Below are 14,155 nucleotides of genomic sequence, written 5' to 3' on the forward strand. Positions count from 1 at the left end.
GACGAATATCAAAAGCAGAGATTTGTTCTTTGAGGGGAATCCCGTATGCGCGCGAATTATCTGTTTACGAGTGAGTCTGTTGCCGAAGGTCACCCGGATAAAGTTTGTGACCGCATTTCCGATGAAATCGTCGATCTGGTTTACCGCGAGGCCACAAAGACCGGCGTGAACCCTTGGAGCGTGCGCATTGCGTGTGAGACCCTTGCCACCACCAACCGCGTCGTCATCGCCGGTGAGGTTCGTCTTCCGCCGAGCCTGATGAAAAAGGACAAGGACGGCAACGACGTCATCAATCCTTCGAAGTTCAAGGCCGCCGCCCGCCGCGCCATCAAGGATATCGGCTACGAGCAGGACGGCTTCCACTGGAAGAAGGCCCGCATCGATGTGCTTCTGCACTCGCAGTCCGCCGATATCGCCCAGGGCGTCGACAATGCCGCTGACCAGCAGGGTGACGAAGGTGCCGGCGACCAGGGCATCATGTTCGGCTACGCCTGCAAGGAAACGCCTGACCTCATGCCGGCGCCGATCTACTATTCCCACAAGATCCTGCAGCTGCTCGCAACCGCCCGCAAGAAGGGCGATGGCGAAGTCGCCAAGCTCGGGCCTGACGCCAAGAGCCAGGTGACAGTTCGCTACGTCGACGGCAAGCCCTCCGAAGTGGCCTCGATCGTGCTGTCGACCCAGCATCTCGACGATAGCTGGGATTCGAAGAAGGTACGCGCCGTCGTCGAGCCCTATATCCGCGAAGCGCTCGGCGACCTGAAGATTGCCTCCGACTGCAAGTGGTACATCAACCCCACCGGCAAGTTCGTCATCGGCGGTCCGGACGGTGATGCCGGCCTCACCGGCCGCAAGATCATCGTCGATACCTACGGCGGCGCTGCCCCGCATGGCGGCGGTGCTTTCTCGGGCAAGGACACGACCAAGGTCGACCGTTCCGCTGCCTATGCTGCGCGCTACCTCGCAAAGAACGTCGTTGCCGCCGGTCTTGCCGATCGCTGCACGATCCAGCTCTCCTACGCGATCGGCGTTGCCCAGCCGCTGTCGATCTATGTCGACCTGCACGGCACGGGCAAGGACGTCACCGAGGATCAGGTCGAAGCGGCCATCCGCAAGAACATGGACCTTTCGCCCACCGGCATTCGCCGTCACCTCGACCTCAACAAGCCGATCTACGCCAAGACCTCGGCTTACGGTCACTTCGGCCGCAAGGCTGGTCGCGACGGCTCCTTCTCCTGGGAGCGTACGGACCTGGTGAAGGCTCTCAAGGAAGCCGTAAAGCTCCGGGAAGCCGCATGATCGATACCGAGCGCCGGTCGCGGGCGACGGAAGCATTCTTCGGCCGCCGCAAGGGTAAAGCCTTGCGCGGCCAGCAGGCCGAAAAGCTGGAAGTATTGCTGCCGCAGTTCATCCTCGATCTTTCCGCCCCGGCGCCGCAGCCGTTGAACGATCTCTTCCCTGTGCCGACCGAGCGTCTGCGCCTGGAGATCGGTTTCGGCGGTGGAGAGCATTTGATCCACCGGGCGCTGGAGCAGCCGAAGACCGGCTTCATCGGGGTAGAACCTTTCGTCAATTCGATGCAGAAGCTGCTTGCGAGCGTCGACGACGCTGGCGCGCGCAACATCCGTGTCTACAATGACGACGCGACGCAGGTGCTGGATTGGTTGCCTGACGCCTGCCTGGACCAGATCGATCTGCTCTATCCCGATCCCTGGCCGAAGAAGAAGCATTGGAAGCGCCGCTTCGTTTCGCAGGTGAACCTTTCCCGCTTCCATCGCGTCCTGAAGCCCGGGGCGCTCTTCTGCTTCGCCTCCGACATTGACACCTACGTCAATTGGACGCTGCAGCATTGCCAGGCGCATGGTGGCTTCGAATGGACTGCGCAGAATGCTGCCGACTGGCTGACGCCCTATGAGGGCTGGCCGAGCACGCGCTACGAGGCCAAGGCCCGCCGCGAAGGGCGCTCGTCGGCCTATCTGACCTTCAAAAGGGTCTGATCGCTCCAATTACGGGCGAGAATCTCAAATTGAAATATTCGCATAATCCCGTGAGGACCGCCGCTTTGGGCGGTCTGGATCATGCGCGCGCATTGCCAGGTGGGGCCGGTTCGATGCGGTCCTTGCGGACGGTGATTTCACCGTCGGGCGACGCTCATAGTCAGTGCAGGCTGACCGTCTTCAATTCGTCTTCTGCAGCACGATAGAATGTGCTGGATCGATTGTCCGTAAGCAGGATCGGCGTGCCGTCGGCGCCGAAAAGCGCCCACAGATCGACATCCGGATCGATATCCGGCGCTTCCGGGAAGCAGCGGGACACTTCGGACCAATCCATTTTTCTGATATAAGCGACCTCGCCGGTGCCGATATTGGCAAGTTCGGATGGGGTCAGGCGGGCGTTAGCTTCTTTCAACAACATGCTCGTACCTCCAGTATGAGGGACCAACGGCTCCAGAGCATGATGACCAAAAGTGTGAGCGGCTTTCGGGTGACGTCGTGCTCTAGTTCTTTGATTCTAGAGCCGATTCGGACTTCAGGTTGATTCGGCCTGAAATCATCCGGCTCTAGGCCGTTGTTCTACTGTGAGACCGAAATGTTAATTTTCTTTACCACGCGGTTCGGTTCCGGCCGAATGAGATCGACGGAGAGCAGCCCGTTCTTCAGCGTAGCGCCGAGCACCTGCATGCCGTCGGCAAGGACGAAAACACGCTGGAACTGCCGGGCTGCGATGCCCCGGTAGAGATAGTCTCGCTCGCCCTGTTCCGTCTGGCGTCCGCGGATCAGCAGCTGGTTTTCTTCCGTGGTGACGTCAAGCTCGTCTTCGGAAAAACCGGCGACCGCCAGCGTGATGCGCAGACGTTCTGGCTCGCCCGACAGGCGATCCGCGCGCATCCGTTCGATATTGTAGGGAGGGTAACCGTCGCTGACCTTGGAAATTCGCTCAAGCGTCTTTTCCATAGTGTCGAAGCCCAGAAGCAGCGGGCTGGCAAAGGGAGTCGTCCGGCTCATTGTCTCAAAGTCCTTGGGTGTCAAGCGACCGTTCCGGACCTGATCTTCAGCACCCGGTTGTCCCTAATATGGGAGTACGCGCCTGCGAGTGCAAGCCATGAGGTCTTCGCATTTGCGAGATCGAAATCCATGGTGAAAAATGGTTTTGTGACATGGCGAGCGAGCGCTTGACAAAGCCGGACCGGACCCGCGACAAAGCCTGTCGATCTGTACCGGAGGAAAGTTGAAGACATGAACGAACCTAGAAAAATCATCATCGATACCGACCCCGGTCAGGACGACGCCGCGGCGATCTTTCTTGCCTTCGGCAGCCGTCAGGAGATCGACGTGCTTGGCATCACCACCGTCGCCGGCAATGTGCCGCTGCGGTTAACGAGCCGGAACGCCCGCATCGTCTGCGAGCTCTGCAATCGTCGCGATGTCAAGGTGTTTGCCGGCGCTGATGCGCCGCTCAAGCGCAAGCTGGTCACGGCCGAACATGTGCATGGCAAGACCGGCCTTGATGGTCCGGAACTTTCCGAGCCGACGATGGAACTGCAGCCGGGCCACGCCGTCGATTTCATCATCGATACGCTGAGTAAGGAACCGGAAGGCGCCGTGACCCTCTGCACGCTCGGCCCGCTGACCAATATCGCAATGGCGTTTCAGAAGGCGCCTGACATCATTGGTCGCGTGCGCGAGCTCGTGATGATGGGCGGCGGCTTTTTCGAGGGCGGCAACATCACGCCGGCCGCCGAGTTCAACATCTATGTCGATCCGGAGGCGGCAGACGTGGTGTTCCGTTCGGGCGTTCCCATCGTCATGATGCCGCTCGACGTCACGCACAAGCTGCTGACGCGCCGGGATCGCGTCGAGCGCATCGCCGCAGTCGGCACGCCACCGGCCAAGGCCATGGTCGAAATGCTGCAGTTCTTCGAGCGTTTCGATATCGAGAAATATGGTTCGGACGGCGGTCCGCTGCATGATCCGACTGTTATCGCCTATCTTCTGAAGCCCGAGCTCTTCAAGGGCCGCGAATGCAACGTGGAAATCGAAGTGACGTCGGAACTGACGGTCGGCATGACCGTCGTCGACTGGTGGCACGTCACCGACCGCGAGCGCAACGCCAAGGTCATGCGCGATGTCGATGCCGACGGCTTCTTCGCGCTACTGACGGAACGCTTCGCCCGCATCTGATCAAGATCCATGCAAAAGGCCGCCGGAGCGATCCGGCGGCCTTTTGCATCTTATTTATCGAGCGTCGGCTCAGAACTCTTCCCAGTCATCCTGCGCGAGTGCATTGGCGCCCTGCGTCTGTGGAATTGCCTTGCGTGCCGGTGATGCAGCGGTAGGAGCTGCCCGCCGCGGCGCGACCGGAGCCCGCATCTGCTGGGCGGTCGCCCGCAATGCGCTGGCATTCTCCTGGGCGGCACGTGCGGTGCGGAAGCGCGCAACGAGTGTCCGAAGTGACTGGGCTTCTTCGGCAAGGGCAACGCTCGAAGCTGTGGTTTCCTCTACCATCGCGGCATTCTGCTGGGTTACCTGATCCATCTGGTTCATGGCCGAGTTGATTTCCTTCAGACCGATCGCCTGCTCGCTGGCGGAAGCGGAGATCTGACGGATCAAGCCGTTGATCTCCATAACTTGCTGGGCGATCTTGTGCAGGGCATCGCCCGTGCGGCCGACCAGATCGACGCCTTCCTTGACCTGTCCGGCCGAGGCGTTGATCAAAGTCTTGATCTCCTTTGCGGCATTGGCCGAGCGCTGAGCCAGCTCGCGCACTTCCTGTGCGACAACGGCGAAGCCCTTGCCCGCGTCGCCCGCACGCGCCGCTTCGACACCGGCATTGAGCGCGAGAAGATTGGTCTGGAAAGCGATCTCGTCGATGACGCCGATGATGCGCGACACCTCCTGCGACGATTGCTCGATGCCGTGCATGGAGGAAATGGCCTTTTGCACGATCTCGCCGGAATGCTCGGCATCCTGAGACGCCGCATTTACGCTGCTTGCCGCCGTGCGTGCGTTTTCGGCGCTGGAGTTGACCTGCGCGGTCAGCTCATTGAGGGCTGCCGCCGTCTCTTCGAGGCTGGCCGCCTGCTGTTCGGTGCGGCGGGCGAGATCCGAGGCGCTGTTGCTGATTTCGCCGGTGCCGCTGCCGATATTGCCGACGCTGACATTGACGGTATGAACCGTCTCCTCAAGGCTCGCCAGCGCAGCATTGAAGTCCTGCTTGAGCTGGGCATATTCGCCGGGGAAATCGTCCGTGATCCGCTGGGTGAGGTTGCCCTTGGAAAGCTCGGCGAGGCTGTGGCCGAGAATGCTGACGATATGGCGCTGGAGGGTGACGCTCTCGTTGCGTTCGCTCTCCGAGCGGCGGCGCTCGCCTTCGGCAGCCAGACGCTGATCGTTGGCTTCACCTTCGAGGCGCTTGGTGTCGGCAAGCGCAAAGCGGAACCCTTCGAGTGCCTTGGCGACTGAACCAACTTCGTCTGCACCTGCCTGGCCGGCGACCGGTTCGGCATAATTGCCGGTGCTGAGGCGATTGACGCTTGCGACGAGACCGGCGAGCGGCTTCTGCACGAAACCGCGCACAGCGACGTAGAGGGCGAGCATGACGGCGGCAAGCACGAGAATGCCGGCAACGATCATCATATAGGTCTGATCGCGCACCGGTGCTGCGATTGCGCTATGCGGCACGTCGATGAGAACGACCCAGGTGGCATTGAGGCCGGGAACGGCGAAAGGGTAGACGACGCGGTCGAACGCTTCGCCGCCATTTTCAGAAAGGTTCTTGAGGACGCTTGAAGAAGAGGTGGTCAGTGCCGCCTTGATCACGTCAGTGCCGGAACCGTTATAGTCCTTCATCAGCAGGTCGACGCTCGGTGCCACCAGCCACTTGTTGTCCTGGGAAACCAGCAGCACGCGGCCGGTGCCGAAAGGCTGCATCTTCTGCAGCTTCGTCGAAAGCGAGCCAAGAGAAATGTCGACGCCTGCGACACCGATCAGTTTGCCGCCCGACATGACGGGATAGGCGATCGAGCTCATGGTCGTCGGAACGTCGGTGCCCTGTGCGAGATAGGGCGGCGTGATCGCGCCCTTGCCGCTGTCGGCTGCAAGCTTCCACCAGGCGGCGGTGTAGTCATTATCGAAGGTCGAGAACTGGATGCCGCCATCCTTGGTCTTCGACCAATAGGGCGTGAAGGCGCCCTTGTCGTTGACGGCCTGATCCTTGTTGTTGGCAAGTTCGGTCGTCTTGCCATCCAGTGCGCCGAGCTGTTCACAGAACCAGCTGCCGAAGGCAAAGGCATTCTGCTCGACATTTGCCTTGAGGATATTGATCATGCCCTTGCGGTCGAAGGTATGACCCTCGTGGCCGCGGCCGATGATGGCAGCCATGGAGCGGGCGGCACTTGCCAGTTCGCCGACATTTGCGGCGATCTCGTTTGAAATGGACTTGGCCTCGGTATTCGCCTGATCCATCGTCAACGTCTCGACGCGATCTCGGGTCTGGGAAATCAGCAGAAAATTGGAAACCAGCAGAACGAGTGCGATCGCCAGCCCGGTGACCAAGATGAGCTTGGCCGCAAGCGACTTCATGCGAAAGATGAACATCATTTCCTCGAAAAAGCGATGCGTCGGATACACATTATCCGAATGCAAGGTCGGCGCAGGATGGCCCTGTCATGGAGCCGCCGTTAAGATTCCTGCCGCAACCGGAAGGCTATGCGCGCCAGGCCAGAGGAGAATGATATGGAAGCGCAAAAATTTAATTAATTGCGCTTCCCGATGCGTGGGGAGTTTTAGCTTTAAAGCTCTTCGGCGACTTCGCTGGCAACCGGAATGGACGGCTGTGCTCCAGGCTTCAAGCAGGCGAGCGAACCGGCGACGGCAGCCCGACGCAAGCTGGCGTGGAAATCCAGGCCTTGATCGAGGCTGGCGGCAAAATAGCCGCAAAAGGTATCGCCGGCGCCGACGGTGTCGACCGGCTCGATCACGAGACCCTTGGCGCGCGCGAGCTCGCCGTCGCGAATGGCGATGACACCATCGCCGCCAAGCGTGACGATCAGCGTCTGGCCGGTTTCACCATGTAGGCGAACCAGGGCTGCCTCGCGCTCGGAAGCCGACATGTTGTCCTGGCCGGCCAGTCTCTCGAATTCGGTCTCGTTTGCGATGACAATATCGGCAAGGCGGCCGAGGCGGGCAGCTTCCGGGATCAGCGGCGCCAGATTGAGCACGGTGCGCACGCTCTTTGCCTTCGCGGCGTTTAGCGCCATCTCGACGGCGGCGACCGGAATTTCGAGCTGAAGCATCAGCGTATCGCCAGCCTTCAGAGCAGCAACGGCGGCCGCTGCGTGTTCGGAGGTGTTCGTACCATTGGCGCCCGGCACAACGGCGATCATGTTCTCGCCGTCACCCCCCACGAGGATGAGAGCCGTGCCCGTCGCTTCGGACACACGCCGGACGGTCGAAAGATCGGTCCCTGCCGTATCGAGCAACGCAAGCGCGGGCTCCGCGAAGGCATCATTGCCGACCGCCCCGCTGAGGCGGACCGTTGCGCCGGCGCGGCGTGCGGCCAGCGCCTGGTTGGCGCCCTTGCCGCCGGCGGCCGTGGAGAAGCCGTTGCCGGCAACCGTTTCGCCCGGCTTCGGCAAACGATCCGTGGTGGCGATGAGGTCCATATTGATGGAGCCGAAAATAGTGATCATGCAATGTCCTGCCCTGGGTGTTGCGCCTGCATGATCCTGCCAGAAGGCTGCCTTTGTCTTTTCGGATCATACATCGAGTGGGCGCGACACTGCCGAAGCGATCAGTCTTCGTCAACTACCCTGAGCTTGAGTTGGCTTGTGCGGTTGTCGACAGGTTTGGGCCGTTCTTCCGTGCGCGCCTTGGCAGGCTCTTTCGCTGCCTCGAATTCCAGCGCTTCTATCCGCTCGCCGCGCCGCGCCAGCTTGTCGGCCGAGGTGACGATCATGTCGACATCCTTCTGCGCCATGGCGAAATGCCCCTGCAGCTTGCGCACCCGCTCGTCGAGGCGTGACAGGTCGTCCATCAGATGAGCCACTTCGCTCTGGATGACATGAGCCTGCTCGCGCATGCGCTGATCCTTCAGGACAGCTTGGATGACCTGGATCGACAGCATCAGCAACGATGGTGAGACGATGACGATACGGGCGCGCTGGGCCTTCTGCACGATCGCCTCGAAATTCTCGTGGATCTCGGCAAAGATCGACTCGGACGGCACGAAGAGAAAGGCCGTGTCCTGCGTCTCACCGGGGATCAGATATTTCTCTGAAATGTCGCGAATATGCAGCTCCAAATCCCGGCGGAACTGCTGTGCGGCGATCTTGCCATGTTCGGGACTGGCAGCACTGCGGATGGCGTTCCACGCCTCCAACGGAAACTTCGCATCGATGACAAGCGGCGGCGAGCCGTTTGGCATGCGCACGGTACAGTCCGGTCGCGAGCCGTTGGAAAGCGTCGTCTGAAATGCGTAGGCGCCCATCGGCAGCCCGTCGGCGATGATGGTCTCCATGCGCGCCTGGCCGAAGGCACCGCGTGTCTGCTTGTTGGAAAGAATGGCCTGCAGGCCGACGACATCCTTGGCCAGCGTCTGGATATTGGTCTGGGCGGCATCGATGACGGCGAGCCGTTCCTGCAGGCGGCGCAGATTCTCATGCGTCGAGCGCGTCTGCTCGCCGATCGTCGCCGTCACCCGCTGCGACATCCCGTCGAGACGTTGGCCGATGGCCTGATTAAGCTCGGCCTGTCTGGAGCCGAAGACTTCTGCCATTGTGGCAAGCCGCCCCTGCATCTCAGCCTGCGACCGCAACAATGCTGCCATCGTATGCTCGGCGTCGAGCGCGTCGTCTTCCGCGCGTGCCTTGCCGCGGACGAAAAGGACGATGACCGCGATCGCAAGCAGGATAACGAGGCCGGTCAGAACCTGGACCGTGGAAATGGCTTGGCCGAAGATGATGAAGGACATGAAACCTGGCGCATTGGTGAAGTTCTTATGGGCACCATAGCAAAACCATCGCGAATATCCAGATCAAAACGTGAACATAATTTCTGGGTCATTTGCGCTGATCCGGATGACCATCGTTGAAAAAACACTGTCTCACCGCCATCTTGGCGATTCCATCGCACAACAAGATGCGTTATGGGAAACGTCATGACGATCAAGCCACTCATCATTTTGCCCGATCCGCTGCTCCGCCAGGCTTCCAAGCCCATCGAGCAGATCGATACCGAAATTCAGCGCCTCGCCGACGACATGCTGGAAACCATGTATGACGCGCCGGGCATTGGCCTTGCTGCGATCCAGATCGGCGTTCCCCGCCGCATGCTCGTCATCGACGTCGCGCGCGAGGGCGAAGAGAAAACGCCACTGGTCTTCATCAATCCGGAGATCGTCGCGTCTTCGGATGAACGTTCGGTCTATGAGGAAGGCTGCCTCTCCATTCCGGATTATTATGCAGAGGTGGAGCGCCCGGCGCGCGTCACCGTCAAGCATCTGGACCGCAACGGCAAGGAGCAGCTCACCGAGGCCGACGGCCTGCTTGCGACCTGCGTGCAGCACGAGATCGACCATCTGAACGGCGTGCTCTTCATCGACTATATCTCGCGCTTGAAGCGGGAGATGGTGATCAAGAAGTTCACCAAGGCCGCCAAGGCCAAGGCTCTTTGATCTCCAGCCGTTGAAAGATCGGCCTAAAAGCTCTATGATATCATTGATATCAAATGGAGGCGCGAATGGCTGATATATTGGTCAGAGACATGTCCGAAAGCTTGAAGCGAGAGCTTAGCGACGAGGCGAAGCGCTCTGGTCACAGTCTCTCGGAAGAAATTAAGATTCAGGTTCGAAAGGGCCTCAATGCTACGCGATCGGAGAATGCTGCAAAGGCGGGCTCGACGCTCGGCCAGCTGCGTTCTGCGTTCGTCGGCCTTGCATTGAGCGACGAAGAACATCGCGACTTCATGTCTGCCACAGATGAGGCTCGCCGTAGAGAGGCGGAGCGCCGTAGCTCTGAATGATTGTTCTCGATACGAACGTGGTTTCGGAAATCACAAAGGCGAATTTATCTCCAAACGTCGGTGAATGGTTTGAGCGGCAGGAGATGGAGACCCTGTATCTCTGCTCTCCCGTTCTAATGGAGCTGTCCTATGGCGCAGAAAAGGTGCTGCTGAGGGATCGATCAAAACGATTTTTCGAAGGCCTCGACTCTCTCATGGGACATCACTTTATGGGGCGTATCTTGCAACTGGATCAAGACAGCGCGCGGTTAACGGGCCGCATTCGCGCCCGTCGCGAGCGCTCGGGACATCAGATTTCCGTACAGGACGCCATGATCGCCGCCATCTGCCTTGCGAATGGTGCGACATTGGCGACGCGCAATACAAAAGACTTCGAGGGGCTTGATCTCAAGCTCGTAAACCCGTTTGAAGGCGGCTAGCATTGGACCCGATGGCGTGTACCGCGGCCGCTGGGTCATTCTAAATCTGATATCTTAGCCGGATGGATCACATGTCGCTCAACATCGTCTTTATGGGAACGCCCGAATTCTCCGTGCCGACATTGCGGTCCCTGATCGATGCCGGTCACAAGATTCGTGCCGTTTATACGCAACCGCCGCGCCCCGGCGGCCGGCGAGGGCTCGACCTGCAGAAATCGCCGGTGCATCAGGCGGCCGAATTGCTGGGCCTGCCAGTTTTCACGCCCGTCAATTTCAAGGATCCCGATGAACGCCAGCGTTTTCGCGATCTGAATGCCGACGTCGCTGTCGTCGTCGCTTATGGCCTGTTGCTGCCGGAGGCAATTCTGTCGGGCACGCGTCTCGGCTGCTACAACGGCCATGCCTCACTGCTGCCGCGCTGGCGCGGAGCCGCTCCCATCCAGCGAGCAATCATGGCCGGCGACAAAAAAACCGGCATGATGGTGATGAAGATGGACAAGGGGCTGGATACCGGCCCGGTCGCTTTGACACGCGAAGTCGAAATCGGCGACACCATGACAGCGGGCGAACTGCATGACAGGCTGATGCTCGTTGGCGCAAAGGCCATGGCTGAGGCGATGAACAAGCTGGAACATGACGAGTTGCCGTTGACCGCCCAGCCGTCCGAAGGCGTTCTTTATGCCGCCAAAATCGATAAGGGTGAAACCCGTATCGATTTCGGCAAGCCCGCAGCCGATGTCCATAATTATATTCGCGGCCTGTCGCCCTTTCCCGGCGCCTGGTTCGAGGCCGAAATTGCTGGCCGCCCCGAGCGTATCAAGGTGCTGGGTTCGGAATTGGCGGAAGGCAACGGAGCCTCCGGTCAGATCTTGACAGATGATCTCGTCACTGCCTGCGCCTCCGGCGCCATCAGGCTGACGAAGCTGCAGAAGGCCGGCGGCAAGCCCTTGGCGGCAGCCGACTTCCTGCGCGGCACGCCGATCGCGCCGGGCACCATGCTCGCCTCGGAGCAAGCCTGATGCCGCGTTACAAGATGACCGTCGAATATGACGGCATTCCCTATGTCGGTTGGCAGCGCCAGGAAAACGGCCCCTCCGTGCAGGGCGCAATCGAAGGCGCTATCCTGTCCTTGACCGGCGAGACCGTTTCGATCCGCGGCGCGGGACGCACCGATTCCGGCGTGCATGCCATGGGGCAGGTCATGCATGCAGATCTCTCGAAGGAATGGAAGGTCTATACGCTGCGCAACGCGCTCAATGCCCATCTGAGGCTTGCCGGTAACCGTATTGCCATTCTCGATATCGTCGAGGTCGACCAAAGCTTCGACGCGCGCTTTTCGGCCATCCGCCGCCACTATCTCTATCGCATCATCGCCCGCCGTGCGCCTCTGGCTTTGGAAGCCGGGCGCGCCTGGTGGGTGCCGAAGGATATGGACCATGAGGTCATGCATGCCGCCGCGCAAACGCTTGTGGGACGGCACGATTTCACCACCTTTCGCTCGGCGCATTGCCAGGCAAACAGCCCGGTGCGCACGCTCGACCGGCTGGATGTGACGCGCAGCGGCGAGCTCATCGAGATCCGTGCCACGGCGCAAAGCTTCCTGCACAATCAGATCCGTTCTTTCGCCGGCACGCTGAAGCTTGCGGGCGAGGGTAAATGGACGCCCGACGATGTGCGCGCGGCGCTCGAGGCAAAGGATCGCAAGGCCTGCGGCCCCGTCGCCCCACCGGATGGGCTATATTTCATGCAAGTGGAATATCGTGACGGCGCCGGTTTGCCTGGTGAGGGCGAAAATGCCGATGATGGCGAGGATCTGTCGTAGTCCCTCTGCGATTGCCTCAAACAGGCGGATAGACGCCGAGGAAGCGTTGCAGAAAATCCGTCAGCAGCATGGTCGGGATCAGCAGCACCAGCGTCAGTGTGCCGATAAAGAGCGGATGCGTGCCGCAGATCATTCGAAGCATGCGTGCCAGCGAAAAGATGATCGTCCCCATCAGGACAAGCCATAGCAGCGCCGCCAATCCACTGGAGCCAGGCACGAAGGCGATTAGGGCGATAAGCAGCGCATTGAGATAGGATGTCGGCACCCCAAGCCAGTTCACCACCACGACGATCGGCGTGAACTTCTCACCGACACGGAAAAACAGCAGCAATACGCCGGCAAGAACCAGCGGGATCAGCCAATTCGCCGCCTCGACCAGCGCCAGCCTCAGGAAAAAGGCGAGGCCCGTCGCTGTTTCCGGCGGCATGGCACGCAGATAGGCCTGCTGCCACCACAGCCAGGAAATGCCGATCGAGGGAAGGCTCCAGAAAATCGCCCAGAAGGAGCGCAGCATGCCGCGATCCGAAATATCCAGATACTGAAAGCCGCGTGCATCCATCCGGATCAGCAGCCACAGGCCGGACAGGTAATATTGGACTTCCTTAAAGCTCGGCATTCTCGAACCAGCGCTGGATGAAGGTCTGGTAGATCTCGGTTAGCGTTTCGAGATCCGAGAGCGCAACACGCTCGTCGACCATATGCATGGTCTGGCCGACAAGCCCGAATTCCACGACAGGGCAATAGTCCTTGATGAAGCGCGCATCCGACGTGCCGCCGGTGGTCGACAGTGCCGGCCTTTGACCGGTGATGTTTTCGATGGCGGAGGAGAGCGAAGCGATCAGCGCATTGTTGCGCGTCAGGAAGACCTGGCTCGGACGCTCCGACCACACGATATCGTATTTCGCGGGCGGACGTCCGGGCCGCAGCGTCTGGTCGGTGGCGGCTGCGTCCAGGCGCGCCAGAATTTCGGCCTTCAGCGTATCGGCCGTCCAGGTGTCGTTGAAGCGAATGTTGAAGGCAGCGGTTGCCTTGGCGGGAATGACGTTGGTCGCGGTATTGCCGACGTCGATCGTCGTCACTTCGAGGTTCGACGGCTGGAAATTGTCCGTGCCGGCGTCAAAGGGCGGATCGAGCAGCGCTTCCGTCAGTTTGATGATGCTGCGCACCGGATTGTCGGCAAGGTGCGGATAGGCGGCATGACCCTGAACGCCGTGGACGGTGATGGTGCCGGAGACCGAGCCGCGGCGGCCGATCTTGATCATGTCGCCAAGCCGGTCGGGATTGGTGGGCTCGCCGACGAGCGACGCATCCCATGTCTCGCCGCGCTCGGCCGCCCATTGCAGCAGCTTTACCGTGCCGTTGATCGCCGGTCCCTCTTCGTCGCCGGTAATCAGGAAGGAGATCGAGCCGGCGGGCTTGCCATGCTTCTCGATATGACGCGCAACCGCTGCCACGAAGCAGGCAATGCCGCCTTTCATGTCGACCGCGCCACGCCCAAAGAGTTCGCCATCGGCGATTTCGGCGGCAAAGGGCGGATGGCTCCAGGAAGCGGCATCGCCAACCGGCACGACATCCGTATGGCCGGCAAACATTAGGTGCGGCCCGCCCGTGCCAAGCCGCGCATAGAGGTTTTCGATATCGGGCGTTCCCGGCTCGCTTGCCGTCATGCGCTCGATCTTGAAGCCGAGCGGTGCCAGCATATCGGTAAGCGCGGTCAGCGCGCCGCCCTCGGCAGGCGTGACCGAAGCGCAGCGGATCAGGGTCTGCAGGTTCGTGATGGGATTCGTAACAGTCATCGGAGGCAACTTATCCGGCGGGAAATGGCAAAGCGATGGCAAAGGGTCGGTGACGACTCGAAAATCTTTGCCGCGATTCCAGCAATCGCACAGGCATGC

General features: G+C 60.5%; 15 protein-coding genes. 8 read left to right on the forward strand and 7 right to left on the reverse strand.

From position 1 onward, the window contains the following. Nucleotides 1–45 precede the first annotated feature (45 nt). Nucleotides 46–1,299: a methionine adenosyltransferase gene (gene metK / locus FHT85_RS16575; protein WP_112336667.1), complete on the forward strand. Its 1,254-nt coding sequence runs from the start codon at nt 46–48 to the stop codon at nt 1,297–1,299. Next, nucleotides 1,296–1,997, forward strand: a complete 702-nt coding sequence (gene trmB / locus FHT85_RS16580) for a tRNA (guanosine(46)-N7)-methyltransferase TrmB (protein WP_112336666.1) — start codon at nt 1,296–1,298, stop codon at nt 1,995–1,997. The genes metK and trmB overlap by 4 nt, the downstream gene beginning before the upstream one ends. A gap of 160 nt (nt 1,998–2,157) precedes the next feature. Here the strand turns inward: trmB and FHT85_RS16585 are convergent, their stop codons facing one another. Together FHT85_RS16585 and FHT85_RS16590 are read right to left on the reverse strand one after the other, a co-directional pair. Then, a complete protein-coding gene (locus FHT85_RS16585) occupies nt 2,158–2,415 on the reverse strand; it encodes a DUF1150 family protein (protein ID WP_112336665.1) in 258 nt (85 codons plus the stop codon). A 158-nt stretch (nt 2,416–2,573) separates the two neighbouring features. Next, on the reverse strand, nt 2,574–3,005 hold the full coding sequence (locus FHT85_RS16590; RefSeq protein WP_112336664.1) for an Hsp20 family protein: 432 nt from the start codon (nt 3,003–3,005) through the stop codon (nt 2,574–2,576). 231 nt (nt 3,006–3,236) lie between these two features. Here FHT85_RS16590 and FHT85_RS16595 point away from each other — a divergent pair, with 231 nt between their 5' ends. After that, the gene (locus FHT85_RS16595; RefSeq protein WP_112409809.1) at nt 3,237–4,181 is read left to right on the forward strand and encodes a nucleoside hydrolase; all 945 of its coding nucleotides are present in this window, start codon (nt 3,237–3,239) and stop codon (nt 4,179–4,181) included. A 69-nt stretch (nt 4,182–4,250) separates the two neighbouring features. Here the strand turns inward: FHT85_RS16595 and FHT85_RS16600 are convergent, their stop codons facing one another. The 3 genes from FHT85_RS16600 to FHT85_RS16610 all read right to left on the reverse strand — a co-directional run bounded on the left by FHT85_RS16600 (nt 4,251) and on the right by FHT85_RS16610 (nt 8,970). Beyond that, nucleotides 4,251–6,596: a methyl-accepting chemotaxis protein gene (locus FHT85_RS16600; RefSeq protein WP_112398472.1), complete on the reverse strand. Its 2,346-nt coding sequence runs from the start codon at nt 6,594–6,596 to the stop codon at nt 4,251–4,253. Between the two features lie 194 nt (nt 6,597–6,790). Continuing rightward, on the reverse strand, nt 6,791–7,690 hold the full coding sequence (locus FHT85_RS16605) for a ribokinase (protein ID WP_112398459.1): 900 nt from the start codon (nt 7,688–7,690) through the stop codon (nt 6,791–6,793). 101 nt (nt 7,691–7,791) lie between these two features. Then, nucleotides 7,792–8,970 (reverse strand): DNA recombination protein RmuC, encoded by a 1,179-nt coding sequence (locus FHT85_RS16610; RefSeq protein ID WP_112409810.1) that lies wholly within the window; start codon nt 8,968–8,970, stop codon nt 7,792–7,794. Nucleotides 8,971–9,156: 186 nt separating this feature from the next. Here FHT85_RS16610 and def point away from each other — a divergent pair, with 186 nt between their 5' ends. The 5 genes from def (at nt 9,157) to truA (ending at nt 12,260) form a co-directional block, all read left to right on the forward strand. Continuing rightward, nucleotides 9,157–9,672, forward strand: coding sequence for a peptide deformylase (gene def / locus FHT85_RS16615; protein WP_112398457.1), 516 nt, complete (start codon nt 9,157–9,159; stop codon nt 9,670–9,672). A 65-nt stretch (nt 9,673–9,737) separates the two neighbouring features. After that, a complete protein-coding gene (locus FHT85_RS16620; RefSeq protein WP_112398456.1) occupies nt 9,738–10,019 on the forward strand; it encodes a hypothetical protein in 282 nt (93 codons plus the stop codon). After that, a complete protein-coding gene (locus tag FHT85_RS16625; RefSeq protein ID WP_112336658.1) occupies nt 10,016–10,438 on the forward strand; it encodes a type II toxin-antitoxin system VapC family toxin in 423 nt (140 codons plus the stop codon). Before FHT85_RS16620 ends, FHT85_RS16625 begins: the two co-directional genes overlap by 4 nt. Nucleotides 10,439–10,509: 71 nt before the next feature. Continuing rightward, nucleotides 10,510–11,457 carry a methionyl-tRNA formyltransferase gene (fmt, locus tag FHT85_RS16630; RefSeq protein WP_112398455.1) on the forward strand — a complete coding sequence of 316 codons (948 nt, stop codon included), beginning with the start codon at nt 10,510–10,512 and terminating at the stop codon, nt 11,455–11,457. Then, nucleotides 11,457–12,260: a tRNA pseudouridine(38-40) synthase TruA gene (gene truA / locus FHT85_RS16635; RefSeq protein WP_112398454.1), complete on the forward strand. Its 804-nt coding sequence runs from the start codon at nt 11,457–11,459 to the stop codon at nt 12,258–12,260. Before fmt ends, truA begins: the two co-directional genes overlap by 1 nt. Before the next feature lie 16 nt (nt 12,261–12,276). On the opposite strand, the gene FHT85_RS16640 is transcribed toward truA, so the two are convergent. Further along, a complete protein-coding gene (locus tag FHT85_RS16640; RefSeq protein WP_112398453.1) occupies nt 12,277–12,876 on the reverse strand; it encodes a hypothetical protein in 600 nt (199 codons plus the stop codon). After that, nucleotides 12,863–14,056 carry a succinyl-diaminopimelate desuccinylase gene (dapE, locus tag FHT85_RS16645; RefSeq protein ID WP_112398452.1) on the reverse strand — a complete coding sequence of 398 codons (1,194 nt, stop codon included), beginning with the start codon at nt 14,054–14,056 and terminating at the stop codon, nt 12,863–12,865. Before dapE ends, FHT85_RS16640 begins: the two co-directional genes overlap by 14 nt. Nucleotides 14,057–14,155 lie beyond the last annotated feature (99 nt).

The organism is Rhizobium sp. BK312, from assembly GCF_014193605.1.
In the GTDB taxonomy this organism is placed as follows: Bacteria; Pseudomonadota; Alphaproteobacteria; order Rhizobiales; family Rhizobiaceae; genus Rhizobium.